Origin of the sequence: Mesorhizobium sp. ES1-1 (genome assembly GCF_020164785.1) — a bacterium.
In the GTDB taxonomy this organism is placed as follows: Bacteria; Pseudomonadota; Alphaproteobacteria; order Rhizobiales; family Rhizobiaceae; genus Mesorhizobium.
In genome coordinates this window covers 130,762-145,902 of sequence record NZ_JAIUGX010000013.1, presented here as the reverse complement: position 1 = coordinate 145,902, position 15,141 = coordinate 130,762, and the positions used below count along the sequence as shown (strand labels likewise).

The window sequence follows — 15,141 nt, the reverse complement described above, 5'->3', positions numbered from 1 at the left end:
AGCGCTGTCAACCGACGCGTCTGCCCGCCTGATCGAACCAGTGCAGCTTCGCGGCCACGCAGACAACCCGCAACCGATCCCCAACGCTGACCCTGGTACGCCCCGCGACCCGCACCACGATCCGGCCACCGCCTGCCTGGCAATGCAGAAAGCTCTCCGCGCCGACGGGCTCGACGGCTTCGACGGAAGCCGGCAACACCAGTGCATCCGAAGGCAGGTCGGTGCCGAATTCGATGTCGGCATCTTCTGGCCTGAAGCCGATTGTAGCGGCACCGGCCGGCGCCAAGCCGACGGTCGTGCCGTCGCCAAGAGCCGGTCCCGCCTGCCCTCCGACAAGGGGCAGCAGGTTCATTGGCGGTGCGCCGATGAATGAGGCCACGAAAGTCGATGCCGGCCTTTCGTATATGTCGAGCGCTGCGCCGGACTGTTCCACCAGGCCGCCATTCATGACGACCAACACATCGGCGAGTGTCATCGCCTCCAGCTGGTCATGCGTGACGTAAACGGAGGTCACGCCCAGGCTCCTCTGCAGATTCTTGATCTCGACCCGCATCTGGCCACGCAGCTTGGCGTCGAGATTTGAGAGGGGCTCGTCGAAGAGGAACACTTTGGGATCGCGCACGACGGCGCGCCCCATGGCGACGCGTTGCCGTTGGCCCCCAGACAATTCGCGCGGCCGCCGATCGAGCAGCCCCGACAGTTCCAGCATCTCTGCGGTCGAGCGGACGCGGCGATCGATTTCGTCCCTCGGCGTGCCACGATTGCGCAATCCGTAGGCCATGTTGTCGTAGACCTTCATATGCGGGTAGAGCGCGTAGTTCTGGAACACCATGGCGATGTCGCGTTCCGTCGGGCCGATCGTGTTGACCACTTTGCCATCGAAGGCGACCGTCCCTGCCGAGATGGTCTCCAGCCCCGCAATCATCCGCAGCAGCGTTGACTTGCCACAACCCGATGGGCCGACAAGCACGCAGAGCGCCTTGTCGGGAATTGCGATCGACACGCCCTTCACGGCTTCGACCCCGCCTGGATAGACCTTTTTCACCTCGTTCAGATCGACGGTCGCCATCGGTTTCTCACTTTTCGGATTCGACCAGGCCGCGCACGAACCAGCGCTGCATCACAACGACCACCAGGATCGGCGGTACGATAGCCAGCATCGCCGTGACCATGACCAGATGCCATTGCGTGTCGGCGTCGGCGAAAGACACCATCTTCCTAAGAGCGATGACAATCGTGTTCATATCATTGCTGTTGGTGACGAGGAGCGGCCACAAATACTGCGTCCAGCCGTAGATGAAGAGAATGACGAACAGCGCCGCGATGTTGGTGCGCGATAGCGGCAGCAGTATATCGAAGAAGAACCGCCACGGGCCGGCTCCGTCGACGCGCGCCGCCTCGAGCAGTTCGCCTGGAATGGTCATGAAGAACTGGCGAAACAGCAGGGTCGCGGTGGCCGACGCGATGAGGGGTATGATCAGCCCCGCGTAAGTGTCGATCAGGCCCAGTTCGACCATCACCTTGTAGGTTGGCAGGATGCGAACCTCGACAGGCAGCATCAGGGTGATGAAGATCAGCCAGAAAAAGACCATGCGCATAGGGAAGCGGAAGAACACGATCGCATAGGCCGACAGGATCGAGATGAAGATTTTGCCGACCGCTATGCCCAGTGCCATGATGGTCGTGTTCAGAAGCAGCCGGCCGACGCTCACGCCTCCCATCCGCCCCACCCCGCCGAACAGCGCTTCACCGTAATTGTTCCAGAACTGGTCCCCCGGCAGCATGGGCAGCGGAGGCTTCAGGATTGTCTGCAGCGTCTGGGTCGAAGCAACGAATGTGTAATAGATCGGAAAGGCGACGACCACGATGCCGAGAAGGAGCATGGCGTGGGCGATGAAGATGCGAAGTGGCGACTGACCGATCATCCCTGCCTCAGCCGTAATGGACTCTGCGTTCCACATAGCGGAACTGGATGGCCGTGAGCGCGATGACGATGACCATCAGGATGACCGATTGCGCGGCTGAATCGCCCAGGATCAGATTGACGAAGCCGTCATTGTACACCTTGTAAACCAGCGTTTCAGTGGACTTGCCCGGACCGCCGCCGGTCACGGCATGGACGATGCCGAATGTGTCGAACAAGGCATAGACAGTGTTCACCACGAGCAGGAAAAAGGTGGTGGGCGCTAGCAGGGGAAACACGATGGTCCAGAAGCGCTTGGTCTCGCCGGCTCCATCGATGGCCGCCGCTTCGATCAGCGTCTTGGGCACCGCCTGCAAGCCGGCGACGAAGAACAGGAAATTGTAGCTGATCTGCTTCCACGCGGCAGCCGAGACCAGCAGGATCATGGCCTGGGTCCCATTGAGCAGCGGGTCCCAGGCAATGCCCAGGCTTCTCAGCAGATACGCCAAAGACCCTATGGAAGGGTTGAACAGGAACAGCCATAGCATTCCGGCGATCGCCGGCGCGACGGCGTAGGGCCATATCAGCAGGGTGCGGTAAAGGCCTCTGCCGCGCACCACTTTCTCGGCCATGACGGCCAGCAGCAAGGCCACCCCCATCGCCACGATGGCGGTCGACAGCGAAAACACCACCGTGACCTTGAGAGAATTGAGGTAGGCGGGGTCGGCCAAGACCTTTCGGAAATTGGCGAACCACACGAACTTGCTCTTCAGGCCGAAAGGATCCTGGCGCAGCATCGATTGATAAAGCGCCTGCCCCGCCGGCCAATAAAAGAACGCCAGCGTTATGGCGAGCTGCGGCGCCACCAGGAGATACGGCAGGATCTTGTTGGGAAACACGACGCGCTGGGACAGGCTTGTTCTCCTGCTGTTCAGGCGCCCGCTTCGCGGGCGGACGCCGTTAGACCGCAGTGACGCGGGTCAGTTCCCGATCGCTTCCTGGATCGCGGCGTTGCCCCGCGTCACGGCATTGTCCAGGGCTTGCTGCGCGGTCTGCTGGCCGGCGAGCATCTTTTCCAGCTCTTCGTTTTCAATGTCGCGGACCTGAGGCAGATTGATCAGGCGGACGCCCTTGGAATTCTCCGTCGGCGCCTTGCCCATCATCTGCAGGATCGGCGTCTCGCGCCCCGGGTTCTTGTCGTAAAACCCCGATTTCTTGGTCGCTTCATAGGCAGCCAGGGTCACCGGCAGGTAGCCCGATTTCTGATGCAAATATTCCTGGACCTCGGTCTTGGACAGGTAGGAGAAAAACGCGGCCACGCCCTTGTATTCTTCCTCCGACTTGTTGGCGAAGACCCAAAGGCTGGCGCCGCCCGGCGTCGTGTTCTGCGGCGCACCCTTGGCGTCGCTGTCATAAGGCAATTGGCCGATACCGTAGTTCATGCCCGACTTGACGATGTCGCCCAGTCCGCCAGAGGATTCGGTGAGAATACCGCACTCTCCAGCCAGGAACACCTGCTTGGCCTCCGATGTGCGCCCGCCATACTTGAACGTGCCGTCCTTGGCGAGGTCGGCGATCGCCTGGAAATGGTTGACGAAGATCGGCGCATTGAATTTGAGCTCGACATCGGTCCCCGCCAGACCGTTCTGATTTGTGCCGTAGGAAACATCGTTCCACGCGGCAAAGGCCTCCAGGTGAATCCAGGTCAGCCAGGTCGTGGTATAACCGCACGCCGCAGCGCCGCTTGCCTTGATCTTCTTGGCGTCCTCCCACACCTCGTTCCAGGTCTTGGGCGGATTGTTCACATCGAGGCCGGCTTTCTGGAATATGTCCTTGTTGTAATAGAGGATCGGCGAAGACGAATTATAGGGAAACGAGAGCATCGTGCCGTCGGGCTTCGAGTAGTAGGCCACGATGCCTGGCAGATACTGGCTCTTGTCAAACGCCATACCGGCGCCTGTGAGCACATCGGCCACCGGCATGATGGCGCCTTCGGCGGCCATCATGACCCCGGTTCCGACGTCGAAGACCTGGATGATGTCCGGCGCCTGGCCGGCCCGGAAGGCGGCGATTCCTGCGTTCAGCGTTTCGGGATAGGTTCCCTTGAAGACCGGGACGACCTGATATTCGCTCTGACTCGCGTTGAAATCCTTGGATATCTTGTCGACGACCTCGGCATTGGCGCCGGTCATTGCATGCCACCAGCTGATCTGCGTCACTGCAAAGGCGGAACTCGTTGAAAGCAACGTCAAGGTGGCGGCAACACTGGCCGCGAAGCCCAGCAATCTCATGCGTCATCTCCCGATTGTCATTGGCGAAAGGCTCGCTCCCGCAAAGGCAATATGTGTCGGTCACGACATCAGGACAACGCTTTTATTGCAGTTCGGTGAACTTCATCTTCAACTAATGAACCCTTGGATTGTTCGACACCGCCAAAAGGGGCGACCCTCGGGCCGTCCCGGCCGCGAAGATTAGCTAAGCTCGGCAGTGACGGAAGCCCTCAGCCCGGCGTGCCGAGCGCGGTTTCGATCAGCCGTGTGGCGTCCGGTCCGGCCCATTCGGCCGGGCCGTTCATGTGGGCGATCAGGCAGCCTTCGCCATCGACCAGCATGGTGACAGGCAGGCCGAGCGCCAGACCGCGTTTCTTGAGGTCATTGAACAGGGCCATCGTCGAGTCCCTGTAGTAACCCAGTGTCTCGACGCCGGTATCGCTAAGGAACTTCTTCGGCTTCACATCGTCGCCGGCATCGACATTGACGGCAACCACCTGGAAGGCGTCGCTGCCCTTCTTCTTTTGCAGCGCGTCGAGCGCCGGCATTTCAGCGCGGCATGGCGCGCACCACGTCGCCCACAGATTGAGCAGCACGGTCTTGCCGGCATGGTCGGCGATCGTCATCGGCTTGCCGTCCGGGCCGTTGAAGGCGAGGCTCTTGAGGGATTGCGGCGGATCGGCCGGCAACAGCGCGGCCACTTCGCCGGTGGCAGCCGCCGCGACTTTCTTGGCGCGCTCGCTCTTGGCGGTGCAGACGACATCGTCCTTGTTGTCGCCGACCGCGACCTGGCTCGCGGCATTGTTGCCAGACCGGCTCTCGCTGACATATACCGCGACCGCGCCCGCCAGCACGCCCGCCACCAGGGCGGCGAGGATCAGGCGGGGGGCCGGGAAAAATCTATTACCGTCTGCCATTTTCTCAATACTGCTCCGAAGCACAGGTTATAGCGATGAGCGACAAGAAGACCAGCAACCAGATGTGGGGCGGACGTTTTGCCTCGGGCCCGGCCGCGATCATGGAGGCGATCAACGCGTCGATCTCGTTCGACCGCAAGCTCTATGCGCAGGACATCAGAGGCTCGATCGCCCACAGCGAGATGCTGGCGCAAACGGGCATTATTTCGGCGGCCGATCAAGAAAAAATCGCTCACGGGCTGAACACGATCCTGAAAGAGATCGAAGCCGGCACGTTCGAGTTCTCGACCCGGCTCGAAGACATCCACATGAACATCGAGGCGCGCCTCGCCGATCTCATTGGTCCGGCGGCGGGCCGCCTGCACACCGCACGGTCGCGCAACGACCAGGTGGCGGTAGACCTGAGGCTTTGGGTCAAGGACGAGTGCTTCCGTGTGGCCGAGGCATTGAAGGGGTTGATCGCGTCGCTGCTCGAGCGGGCCGAGGAGCATGCGGCGACCGTGATGCCGGGCTTTACCCACATGCAGGCAGCGCAGCCGGTGACCTTCGGCCATCATTGCATGGCCTATGTGGAGATGTTTTCACGCGACCTGTCGCGCGTGCGCGACGCCATCGAACGAATGGACGAAAGCCCGCTTGGGGCGGCGGCGCTTGCCGGCACCAGCTTCCCGATCGATCGCCACCGGACTGCCAGGGCCCTGGGCTTCCGCGAGCCGATGCGCAATTCGCTCGACAGCGTCTCGGATCGCGATTTCGCGCTGGAGTTCCTCGCCATGGCCGCGATCTGCGCGACCCACCTGTCGCGTCTCGCCGAGGAAATAATCATCTGGTCGACGCCGCAATTCGGCTTCGTCAGGCTGTCGGATTCCTTCTCCACCGGCTCGTCGATCATGCCGCAGAAGAAGAACCCTGACGCAGCCGAACTGGTGCGCGGCAAGACTGGGCGCGTCACCGGTCATCTTGTTGGCCTGTTGACGGTAATGAAGGGCATGCCGCTGACCTATGGCAAGGACATGCAGGAGGACAAGGAATCGGTGTTCGACGCCGCCGAGACGCTCGACCTGATGCTGGCGGCCATGACCGGCATGGTTTCGGACATGACGATCAACACCGCGGCGATGAAGAAGGCCGCCGGCTCCGGCCACGCCACCGCCACCGACTTCGCAGACTGGCTGGTGCGCACGCTCGGCCTGCCGTTCCGCGAAGCGCATCACGTCACTGGCCGCGCCGTAGCGCTGGCCGAAGAGAGGAAAGTCGGGCTGGAGAAGCTGCCGTTGGAGGATCTGCGGTCGATCCATCCGGGCATCACCCCGGACATATTCTCGGTGCTGGCGGTGCAGAACTCGATCAAGAGCCGGACCAGTTACGGCGGAACCGCGCCGTCCGAGGTGAAAAAACAAATTCGTGCCTGGAAGAAGCGGCTGGCGGCAGCGTGATGCCCTATACCGCGATGGCAATCGACCAGATTTGCCATCGCAATATCTCAGGATTTGCCATCGCAATGTCTCAGGATTTGCCATAGGCAATATCCCGGGATTTGCCGTAGCAATATCGGGGTGCAATGCGTCGAGAACTCCGCTAAAAGCGGCGGCTGGCAAACGTTTCGGACGGATGGATCGATGACCGGAAGCAGGACTTTGGTGACGCTGACGCTGCTTGCGGCGCTTACCGCTGTTACGGCTTGCGGCCGCAGGGGCGCGCTCGACACGCCTTACGAAGCAGCCGTCCAGGCGCGCAAGGATGCCGAGAAAGCCAAGCAGCCCCTTCCGCCGGAGCCGGAAAAACCGGTCGAGGACAAGAAATTCCTCCTCGACCCGCTGATCTGACGCCGACGACGGGACCGGTCTTTCCGGACCTCACTCCGTCGGCTCCAACTTTCCGGAAGTATTCTCGTGAACCATTTCGATTACCGCGACGGCGTGCTGCATGCCGAGGATGTGGCGATCCCTGATATCGCGGCGCAAATCGGCACGCCGTTCTACTGTTATTCGACCGCTACCCTGACCAGGCACTACCGGGTCTTCGCCCAGGCCTTCGCCGGGATCGACGCGCTCGTCTGCTACGCCATGAAGGCCAATTCCAACCAGGCGGTTCTGCGGACGCTGGCCGGTCTCGGCGCGGGTGCCGACGTGGTCTCGGAAGGCGAACTGCGCCGTGCGCTGGCGGCCAATATTCCGGCCAGCAAGATCGTGTTCTCCGGGGTCGGCAAGACCGCGCGCGAAATGGACTTCGCGCTCAAGGCGGGCATATTGTGCTTCAACGTCGAATCCGAGCCGGAGCTCGAACTCTTGTCGACCAGGGCCCAGGCTCTCCGCAAGGTCGCGGCGATCTCGCTGCGCATCAACCCTGATGTCGACGCCAAGACCCACAAGAAGATCTCCACCGGCAAGGCCGAGAACAAGTTCGGTATTCCGTGGCAGAAGGCGCGTCAGGTCTATGGCCGCGCCGCACGGCTTCCTGGCATCAAGGTCACCGGCATCGACACCCATATCGGCAGCCAGATCACCGATTTGCAGCCCTTCGACGACGCCTTCGCGCTGCTTGTCGACCTGGTCGGCGCGCTGCGCGCCGACGGCCATGCCATCGAGCATATCGATCTGGGTGGCGGCCTCGGCATCCCCTACCGCATCGACAACAACCCGCCGCCGCTGCCTGACGCCTACGCCCATATCGTCAGGAAGCACGTCAGCAAGCTCGGGCTCAAAGTCATGTTCGAGCCAGGGCGGCTGATATCAGGCAATGCCGGCATCCTCGTCTCGGAGGTGATCTTCGTGAAGGAAGGCGACGCAAAGAACTTCCTCGTCGTTGACGCAGCCATGAACGACCTGATCCGGCCGACACTCTACGACGCCTTCCACGATATCAGGCCGGTGGTGCAGCCGCCCGCGGACACGCCGCGCATGATGGTCGATGTCGTTGGCCCGGTCTGCGAAACCGGCGATTATCTCGGCCTCGACCGCGACCTGCCCCAGTTTAAGGCAGGCGACCGCATCGCGGTGTTCACAGCCGGGGCCTATGGCGCTGTGCAGGCCGGCACCTACAACACGCGCCTGCTAGTGCCCGAGGTTCTGGTCGACGGCGACCGGTTCCATGTCGTACGGCCACGCCAGACCTATGACGAGCTGATCGGACTGGATTCGGTGCCGGACTGGCTGGCATAGAGCTGGTCGCGTTACCCGAGGAGCAAGCCATGTCGCAGGGCAATACGGTCACAAGAGAACGCATCGCGGCGGTTGAACCGCGCATCCGCCCCTATATCAGGCACACGCCGGTGCTGCGTGTCGACATGGCCGACTTCGATCGCGCCCCGCTGGCGGTCGACCTCAAGCTCGAATGCCTGCAGCATTCCGGCTCTTTCAAGGCGCGCGGCGCCTTCACCAACCTCCTGGAAAGGCCGGTTCCCGAGGCGGGCGTGGTCGCCGCATCGGGCGGCAACCATGGCGCCGCGGTTGCCTATGCCGCCATGCGGCTTGGCCACAAGGCAAGCATCTTCGTTCCCGAGGTTAGCCCGCCGGCCAAGCTGGAACGGATCCGCAGCTACGGCGCTGACCTGGTCGTCGGCGGCGCGCGCTATGCCGAAGCGCTGGCTGCCAGCGAGCGTTTCGCCGAGGCGACCGGCGCCTTGCAGATCCATGCCTTCAACCAGGAGGAAACACTTGTCGGCCAGGGCACGCTCGGGCTGGAGATAGAAAGCGACCTGCCCGACATCGACACGCTGCTGGTTGCCGTAGGCGGCGGTGGCCTGATCGGCGGCATCGCGACCTGGTTCGCCGGCCGCATCCGCATCATCGCCGTCGAGCCGGAAGGAGCGCCGACGCTTCACCGCGCGTTCGAGGCCGGACGACCCGTCGACGCCCCCGCCGAGGGCATCGCCGCGGATTCGCTGGCGCCCAAGCGCGTCGGCGAGATGATGTTCCCGATCGCCGAGGCCTTTGTCGAGCGTTCCATCCTCGTCAGCGATGACGACATCATCGCCGCGCAGAAGGCGCTCTGGAGCCGCGTGCGCATCATCTCCGAGCCGGGTGGCGCCGCCGCTTTTGCGGCTCTTCTGTCCGGACGTTATTCGCCGGGATCCGGCGAACGGGTCGCCGTGCTGGTCTGCGGCGCGAATACGAATCCCGCGACCTTCTAAGCGCAACTAAGCCGGCAGTCTTCACGTTATTCCGAACTGCCTCGCCTTTGCCGTGTTTGCTGGTATCCTTGGAGTCGTGAGGCATGGGCTTTTTTGCCCATTCCGCAGGATGATCGCGAAAGCGGAACCCCGTTTTCTGAACAGGTCATGCTCATAGAAATCGAGCCCCCTCCCGCTTCTTTCCGGGATGGAACTGGCTCCAGGAAGGGCCGATGACAGAACGACCCACCTTCAAAAGCGATCACGGCCTGGCAGGGCGCCTTGCGTTCAGCCGGTTTGCGACGCGGGTCTCGATGCTGGTCGAGCGCGGTTGGCCGCTGCTGCTGCCTCTGGTCATCGTCGCCAGCCTGTTCCTGAGCGTCTCCTGGCTTGGTCTCTTCTCGCGCTTGCCGGACATCGCGCGCATCGCTGCGGTCGTAGCATTCACCATTGCGGCACTCGCCTCGCTCTATCCGCTGCGCTTCTTCCGCATGCCTGGCGCCGCCGAGGTTGACCGCCGCATCGAGGCCGCCAATGACTTGCTGCACAGCCCGGTTCTGGTGCAGACCGACCGGCCAAGCGGCAGGGAAAGCAGCTTTTCTCAGGCGCTGTGGCGCGAACATCAAAAGCGCATGGCAGGCAAGCTCGACGGTCTCGGTGTCGACCTGCCGCGCACGCGTGTGCCGGAACGCGATCCGTGGGCGTTGCGCACGGTGGCCGCGCTGCTTTTCGTTACCGCCTTTGCCTATTCGTTCGGCCCGGCGGGCGGCAGGCTGAGCGATGGCTTCAATGCGCACGGCGCGCATGATGCCGTCCCGCCGCGCATCGACGCATGGGTGACCCCACCGGCCTATACGGGCAAACCGCCGATCTTCCTGACTGCCAACGCCAACCAGGCGACGCCGTCATTTTCCGTCCCTGAAGGCAGCGACGTCTCGCTGCGCGTCACCGGCGGGTCGGGCGAGGAAACGCTTGCATATGCCGGCAAGGACGGCAATTCCCGCGAAATCGGTCCGGCCGGTGCGAGCGCCGCCGGGTCCAAGGCGGCGGCGAACCAGGCAACTCCGTCGAAGGTGCGCCAGTTCACCGGTAAGCTGACCGGCGACGGCACGCTGACGCTTAAGGCTGGCGAGGATCAGCTTGGCCGCTGGGCCTTCGCGGTCGTGCCCGATCAGCCGCCCCGCATCCGCTTCATCGGCGAGCCCAAGCGCGCGGTCAACGGCGCCTTGGAACTCAACTACCAGATCGACGACGATTATGGCGCCGCCAGCGCCAAGGCCGTCTTCACGCTCGCCGATCCACAGGCACCCGACGCGCGTCCGCTCTATGGTCCGCCGGACCTGCCGCTATCCCTGCCGCGCCGGGGCGGCAAGTCGAACGCCGCCAGGACGTCGAAGGACCTGACCGAGCATGTCTGGGCGGGCAGCAGCATCAAGCTTACTCTGCTTGCCACCGACAACGCGGGCCATACCGCGTCGAGCGAGACCAAGACCCTGGTCATGCCGCAGCGCCCGTTCGCCAATCCGCTGGCGCGCGCCGTGATCGAGCATCGCGGCCTGCTGGGGCTGGACGCCAACGCCAAGCCGCGCGTTCTCGACCTGATGGACGCCATCACGTTGCGGCCGGAAGACACGTTCGACAACATGTCTCACTACCTCGCCATCATGAGTGCTCGCAGCCGCCTCGACATGGCCGGCAGCGACGAGCAGCTGCGCGACGAGGTCTCCTATCTCTGGGAAATCGCGCTCGGCATCGAGGAGGGCAATCTGTCGGCGGCGGAAAAGCGCCTTCGCCAGGCGCAGCAGGCGCTGCAGGAGGCCATCAAGAATGGCGCCAGCGACGCCGAGATCGAGAAGGCGATGAAGGAACTGCGCGAGGCGATGAACGAGTTCCTGCAGGAATTTGCCGAACGCGCCAGGCAGAACCCGGATGCGCCGCAGATGCAGCAGAACGGGAGGGAACTGCGCCAGAGCGATATCGACCGCATGATGGACCAGATCGAGAATCTGGCGAAATCGGGAGACCGCGACAGCGCCCAGCAATTGCTGTCGCAATTGCAGGACATGATGAACAATCTCCAGGCCGGCCGTCAGCAGCAAGGCAACCAGCAGGACAGCGAGATGCGCCAGCAGATGGACAAGCTGGGCGACATCCTGCGGCGCCAGCAGGAGATGATGAACGACACCTTCCGCATGGAGCAGATGCAGCGTGGCGGCAACCCTAACGACCAGTCTGGTGGCGGCCAGGACGAGGACATGCCAGGCGTCGGCGAGGACCGCGACCCGCTCGCCCGGCCAAAACCGATGACGCCGCAGGAATTCGCCGATGCCTTGAAGCAGATGCAGGACGCCCAGCGCCAGCTGAAGAGCGATCTCGAGCAACTGAAGAAGGGGCTCGAGGGCATGGGCATGGAACCCAACAAAGGATTTGGCGACGCAGGCAAGTCCATGGGCAACGCCGAGCAGGCCTTGGGCGAAGGCGAGGGCGACGAAGCGGTCGGCCATCAGGGCCGGGCGCTGGAGGCGCTGCGCAAGGGCGCCAAGGACATGATGAAACAGATGCAGGCCATGCAGGGCGACGAAGGCGGCAGCGAGGAAGGCGGTCGCCAGCAGAATGCCGACCGCGATCCGCTCGGCCGTCAGCGCTCCAGCAAAGGCCCCGACTTCGGCGACTCCGTCAAGGTACCGGATGAGATCGACGTGCAGCGGGCGCGCCAGATCCTGGAGGCGATTCGCAAGCGGCTTGGCAACGCGCTCAGCCCCGATATCGAGCGCAGCTATCTGGAGCGGCTGCTTGAGTTGAAGTAAGGCATCTCGCGCCAGCGTGAACTCGATTGTGTGCATGAGACGACGCGTTCACGAATAAGCGCCAGCAACCGGTTTGGTTCTATGAATGACCTGCAGGCAGACCCTGCCTGTTGACGAAGGCCTCTCGTATTGCCTCCTGCATGCCGTCGATCGCCTCGCCCGACGCATTCGGGTTCCGATGCATCACCACATTCGAGGAATCGATGTCACCGAATCCGTCGGTGGACGTCAGTTCGCGGCAATCGGCCGGAATGTTGCTGCGCGAAATCGGCGCGATCGCCAATCCCGATGTCACCGCGAGCTTCAGGCCGCCAGTGGTGTCGCTGGTGTAGGCGACGCGATAGGCAAGGCCACGCTGCTCCAGCGACTTGATAGCGAAATCCTTGCACCAGCCGGCGCGATTGTAGAGGGCGATCGGCACCGGGCGCTCCTCGTGCATGTTGTGGCGGTTTGATGTGACCCATACGGTCGGATCATGCATCAGCACTTCGCCGCCGGCGGAATCCTGCCATTCGAACACCACGCATAAATCCAGTTCGCCAGCGGCGAGCGCCGCCAGCTGCGCGCCTGAATGCGCGTATTGGACGGTGACCTCGACCTTGGTGTGGCGCTTCGAAAATGCCCCGAGCGCGCGCGACAGGATGGCGTGGCCATATTCCTCGGGAATGCCTATCCGGACCGGCCCGCCGAGCGGCGCGGCCGACATCGACGCTGCCGTTTCGTCGAGCAGCGAGACGATGCGGCGCGCATTGACGATGAGTTCCCCGCCGCGCCGCGTCAGCGCGACTCCACGCGACCCGCGCTCGAACAGGGTGTCGCCGACAAGCTCTTCGAGCTTTTTCATCTGCATCGAAATGGCCGACTGCGTACGGCCGGCTTGCTCGGCCGCCCTGGTGAAGTTGCCGGATTCGGCAATGGCCACGAACGTTCGCAGGAGATCGCTGTCGAGGGTCGGGCGCATGATATCCGTCATAAGAAAAGCTGATCGTTGATATCATTCCAATTCGTTTGCAACATGTCAAACGCCGGAGGATAGTTGCTCACCCATTGGATATGCGGCTGCGTCGCCGCGGACCAATCAACAGTCCTCACTCCGCCCGCTGCCCGAAACGGTGGCGGGTTCTTTTTAACCTGACATGCGCTTGCGTGTCGAAAACTGGAGCCCAGACGGATGCAAAATAGGATGGTGCAAGGCATCCTGAGCCTCTGCCTGGGGGTTTTAGTGTTCTCGCTGCAGGATCCGCTCGTCAAGGCCGTGTCGAGCTCCTATCCGGTGACCGAGGTGATGGCGATCCGCTCGATCGTCGCGCTGCCCATCCTGATCATCCTCGTCCAAGCCGATGTCGGCTTGCGAGCCATCCTGTCGAGAAGATTCGGCCTGCTGACGATCCGCGCCTTTATCCAGTTCACATCTTATACCGTGTATTACCTGGCCATTGCCGCTTTGCCGCTGGCCGATGCCGTTGCGCTTTATTTCATGGCTCCGCTTTTCATCATGGCGCTGGCCGGCCCCTATCTCGGCGAAAGCGTCTCGTGGCGGACGTTGGCGACCGTGCTGATCGGCATGCTCGGCGTCGTCATCATGGTGCGCCCCGGAGCCGGGCTGTTCGATTGGGCGGCGTTGCTGTCGTTGGGTTCGGCGGCGCTTTACGGTTTCTCCCAGCTCATGGCGCGCAAGATCGGCGATACCGAATCGTCCACGGTGATGGCCTTCTACCAGAACGGCGCATACCTCGTCGGCGCCGCCTTGGTCGCCGGCACATTCCATCTTGCCGGGATAACCCACGCCATCCACCCCAGCGTCGAGTTCCTGGTCCGTCCGTGGATATGGCCGGCGCTGCCGGACTTCCTCAAGATGGCTGCCTGCGGTTTCGTGGCCTCGGCCGGCATGATTCTGCTGTCGCAGGGCTACAGGCTGGCGGCGGCCAACCGCGTTGCCACGTTTGAATACACTGGAATCCTGTGGTCGCCGCTGTGGGGTTTCCTTTTTTTCGCCGAAGTGCCGCGCTCGACGACCGTCTTCGGCGCGGTTCTGATCATCGGTGCCGGCCTGCTGGCGCTGAACACCGAACGGCGCCAAAAGAAGCCGGCACCGGCGATGGCAGCCACCGATCCTGCCTGATGATCAGGCGAAGCAGACCAGTGCGCGTTCGACACGCGAGCGGATTTCGGCCAGGGTGAAGGGCTTCTGCACGACATCGAGGATGATGCCGTCCAACTCCTCGGCCCGCTCGCGCTGGTCGGCATAGCCGGTCATCAGCATGATTTTCATCGACGGGAAAAGGGCTGCCGCCGCGACCGCCATTTCGATGCCGTCCATCTCCGGCATGCGGATGTCCGAGACGACGAGATCGTAGCCGCCCTGCATTGCCTTGATGAGCGACAGCCCCTGCCCACCATCTGCTGCTACGTCGATCGTGTGCCCGGCGCGTTCGAGCGCGCGAGCTGCCAGAGTGCGTACGGACTCGTCGTCCTCGACGATCAGAAGCTTTGCCATGGCCAGCATGTTTGGCCATGAAAAGTTGACTTTTCCTGAAGGCGCGAGCAGTCGGCACGCTTCATGAAAGACGGTCAGACATCGCCCCTGACGACGCCGACGAACGGCAGTTCGCGAAATGCGTGCGCCACGTCCATGCCGTATCCGACGACGAAATAGTCGGGACAGTCGAAGCCGACATAGTCGGCGGTCAGCGCCGTCTGGCGGCGCATGCGCTTGTCGAGCAGCACTGCGATGGAACAGCTCCTGGCGCCGCGCGACAACATGAGGTCGCGGGTGAAGGTCAGCGTCTTGCCGGATTCGAGAATGTCGTCGATGAGGAGCACGTCGCGGCCGGCGACCTCATTGTCGATGTCGCGCAGCACCCTCACCTCGCCACTGGTCGTGCCGGCGCCGTAGCTGGAAATGAAGATGAATTCGACCTCTGGGGACAGGCCGACATCGTGCATGGCGCGGATAAGATCGGCGGCGAAGATGAACGAGCCTTTCAGCACCGAAATCACCAGCAGATCATGATAATCGTGCCCGGCGATTTCCTTGGCGAGTTCGAGATTGCGCCGTGCGATCGCCGAGGCCGAAAACAGGACCTCGATGTCCTTGTCGCGTACGATTGGCATTGTGGTATCCCCGGTGCGC

14 protein-coding genes are annotated in these 15,141 nt (G+C 62.8%); 6 read left to right on the top strand and 8 right to left on the bottom strand.

Annotated elements, in window-relative coordinates; translation table 11 throughout:
- Positions 1 to 7 precede the first annotated feature (7 nt).
- From ugpC to tlpA, 5 genes are all read right to left on the bottom strand, one after another.
- Positions 8 to 1,069, bottom strand: coding sequence for a sn-glycerol-3-phosphate ABC transporter ATP-binding protein UgpC (gene ugpC / locus LB513_RS21575; protein WP_224665546.1), 1,062 nt, complete (start codon positions 1,067 to 1,069; stop codon positions 8 to 10).
- A gap of 7 nt (positions 1,070 to 1,076) precedes the next feature.
- A complete protein-coding gene (gene ugpE / locus LB513_RS21570) occupies positions 1,077 to 1,925 on the bottom strand; it encodes a sn-glycerol-3-phosphate ABC transporter permease UgpE (RefSeq protein ID WP_224665545.1) in 849 nt (282 codons plus the stop codon).
- Positions 1,926 to 1,932: 7 nt separating this feature from the next.
- Positions 1,933 to 2,817: a sn-glycerol-3-phosphate ABC transporter permease UgpA gene (gene ugpA / locus LB513_RS21565; RefSeq protein ID WP_224665601.1), complete on the bottom strand. Its 885-nt coding sequence runs from the start codon at positions 2,815 to 2,817 to the stop codon at positions 1,933 to 1,935.
- A gap of 66 nt (positions 2,818 to 2,883) precedes the next feature.
- A complete protein-coding gene (gene ugpB, locus LB513_RS21560) occupies positions 2,884 to 4,194 on the bottom strand; it encodes a sn-glycerol-3-phosphate ABC transporter substrate-binding protein UgpB (protein WP_224665544.1) in 1,311 nt (436 codons plus the stop codon).
- Between the two features lie 209 nt (positions 4,195 to 4,403).
- On the bottom strand, positions 4,404 to 5,090 hold the full coding sequence (gene tlpA / locus LB513_RS21555; protein WP_224665543.1) for a thiol:disulfide interchange protein TlpA: 687 nt from the start codon (positions 5,088 to 5,090) through the stop codon (positions 4,404 to 4,406).
- Positions 5,091 to 5,125: 35 nt separating this feature from the next.
- Between tlpA and argH the strand changes: the two genes are divergently transcribed.
- The 5 genes from argH to LB513_RS21530 all read left to right on the top strand — a co-directional run bounded on the left by argH (position 5,126) and on the right by LB513_RS21530 (position 12,008).
- On the top strand, positions 5,126 to 6,526 hold the full coding sequence (gene argH / locus LB513_RS21550; RefSeq protein ID WP_224665542.1) for an argininosuccinate lyase: 1,401 nt from the start codon (positions 5,126 to 5,128) through the stop codon (positions 6,524 to 6,526).
- Between the two features lie 183 nt (positions 6,527 to 6,709).
- Positions 6,710 to 6,916: an LPS translocon maturation chaperone LptM gene (gene lptM, locus LB513_RS21545; RefSeq protein WP_224665541.1), complete on the top strand. Its 207-nt coding sequence runs from the start codon at positions 6,710 to 6,712 to the stop codon at positions 6,914 to 6,916.
- Positions 6,917 to 6,982: 66 nt separating this feature from the next.
- A complete protein-coding gene (gene lysA, locus LB513_RS21540; protein WP_224665540.1) occupies positions 6,983 to 8,251 on the top strand; it encodes a diaminopimelate decarboxylase in 1,269 nt (422 codons plus the stop codon).
- 29 nt (positions 8,252 to 8,280) lie between these two features.
- Positions 8,281 to 9,222 (top strand): threonine/serine dehydratase, encoded by a 942-nt coding sequence (locus LB513_RS21535; RefSeq protein WP_224665539.1) that lies wholly within the window; start codon positions 8,281 to 8,283, stop codon positions 9,220 to 9,222.
- Positions 9,223 to 9,434: 212 nt separating this feature from the next.
- Entirely contained in the window at positions 9,435 to 12,008 is a 2,574-nt protein-coding gene (locus LB513_RS21530; RefSeq protein WP_224665538.1) for a TIGR02302 family protein, read from the top strand.
- 79 nt (positions 12,009 to 12,087) lie between these two features.
- Here the strand turns inward: LB513_RS21530 and LB513_RS21525 are convergent, their stop codons facing one another.
- On the bottom strand, positions 12,088 to 12,969 hold the full coding sequence (locus LB513_RS21525; RefSeq protein WP_224665537.1) for a LysR family transcriptional regulator: 882 nt from the start codon (positions 12,967 to 12,969) through the stop codon (positions 12,088 to 12,090).
- A 210-nt stretch (positions 12,970 to 13,179) separates the two neighbouring features.
- On the opposite strand from LB513_RS21525, the gene LB513_RS21520 reads away from it, so the two are divergent.
- Positions 13,180 to 14,130: a DMT family transporter gene (locus tag LB513_RS21520; RefSeq protein ID WP_224665536.1), complete on the top strand. Its 951-nt coding sequence runs from the start codon at positions 13,180 to 13,182 to the stop codon at positions 14,128 to 14,130.
- 3 nt (positions 14,131 to 14,133) lie between these two features.
- Here the strand turns inward: LB513_RS21520 and LB513_RS21515 are convergent, their stop codons facing one another.
- Both LB513_RS21515 and hpt read right to left on the bottom strand, forming a co-directional pair.
- Positions 14,134 to 14,505: a response regulator gene (locus tag LB513_RS21515; RefSeq protein WP_224665535.1), complete on the bottom strand. Its 372-nt coding sequence runs from the start codon at positions 14,503 to 14,505 to the stop codon at positions 14,134 to 14,136.
- Positions 14,506 to 14,579: 74 nt separating this feature from the next.
- Complete coding sequence (gene hpt / locus LB513_RS21510) at positions 14,580 to 15,122, bottom strand: hypoxanthine phosphoribosyltransferase (RefSeq protein WP_224665534.1); 543 nt, start codon at positions 15,120 to 15,122, stop codon at positions 14,580 to 14,582.
- Positions 15,123 to 15,141 lie beyond the last annotated feature (19 nt).

Excerpts from the sequence above, each read along its gene's own strand:
- ugpC (WP_224665546.1), bottom strand. The coding sequence starts at position 1,069 with ATGGCGACCGTCGATCTGAACGAGGTGAAAAAGGTCTATCCAGGCGGG.
- ugpE (WP_224665545.1), bottom strand. The coding sequence starts at position 1,925 with ATGATCGGTCAGTCGCCACTTCGCATCTTCATCGCCCACGCCATGCTC.
- ugpB (WP_224665544.1), bottom strand. The coding sequence starts at position 4,194 with ATGAGATTGCTGGGCTTCGCGGCCAGTGTTGCCGCCACCTTGACGTTG.
- tlpA (WP_224665543.1), bottom strand. The coding sequence starts at position 5,090 with ATGGCAGACGGTAATAGATTTTTCCCGGCCCCCCGCCTGATCCTCGCC.
- argH (WP_224665542.1), top strand. The coding sequence starts at position 5,126 with ATGAGCGACAAGAAGACCAGCAACCAGATGTGGGGCGGACGTTTTGCC.
- lptM (WP_224665541.1), top strand. The coding sequence starts at position 6,710 with ATGACCGGAAGCAGGACTTTGGTGACGCTGACGCTGCTTGCGGCGCTT.
- LB513_RS21535 (WP_224665539.1), top strand. The coding sequence starts at position 8,281 with ATGTCGCAGGGCAATACGGTCACAAGAGAACGCATCGCGGCGGTTGAA.
- LB513_RS21530 (WP_224665538.1), top strand. The coding sequence starts at position 9,435 with ATGACAGAACGACCCACCTTCAAAAGCGATCACGGCCTGGCAGGGCGC.
- LB513_RS21525 (WP_224665537.1), bottom strand. The coding sequence starts at position 12,969 with ATGCGCCCGACCCTCGACAGCGATCTCCTGCGAACGTTCGTGGCCATT.
- LB513_RS21520 (WP_224665536.1), top strand. The coding sequence starts at position 13,180 with ATGCAAAATAGGATGGTGCAAGGCATCCTGAGCCTCTGCCTGGGGGTT.
- LB513_RS21515 (WP_224665535.1), bottom strand. The coding sequence starts at position 14,505 with ATGGCAAAGCTTCTGATCGTCGAGGACGACGAGTCCGTACGCACTCTG.
- hpt (WP_224665534.1), bottom strand. The coding sequence starts at position 15,122 with ATGCCAATCGTACGCGACAAGGACATCGAGGTCCTGTTTTCGGCCTCG.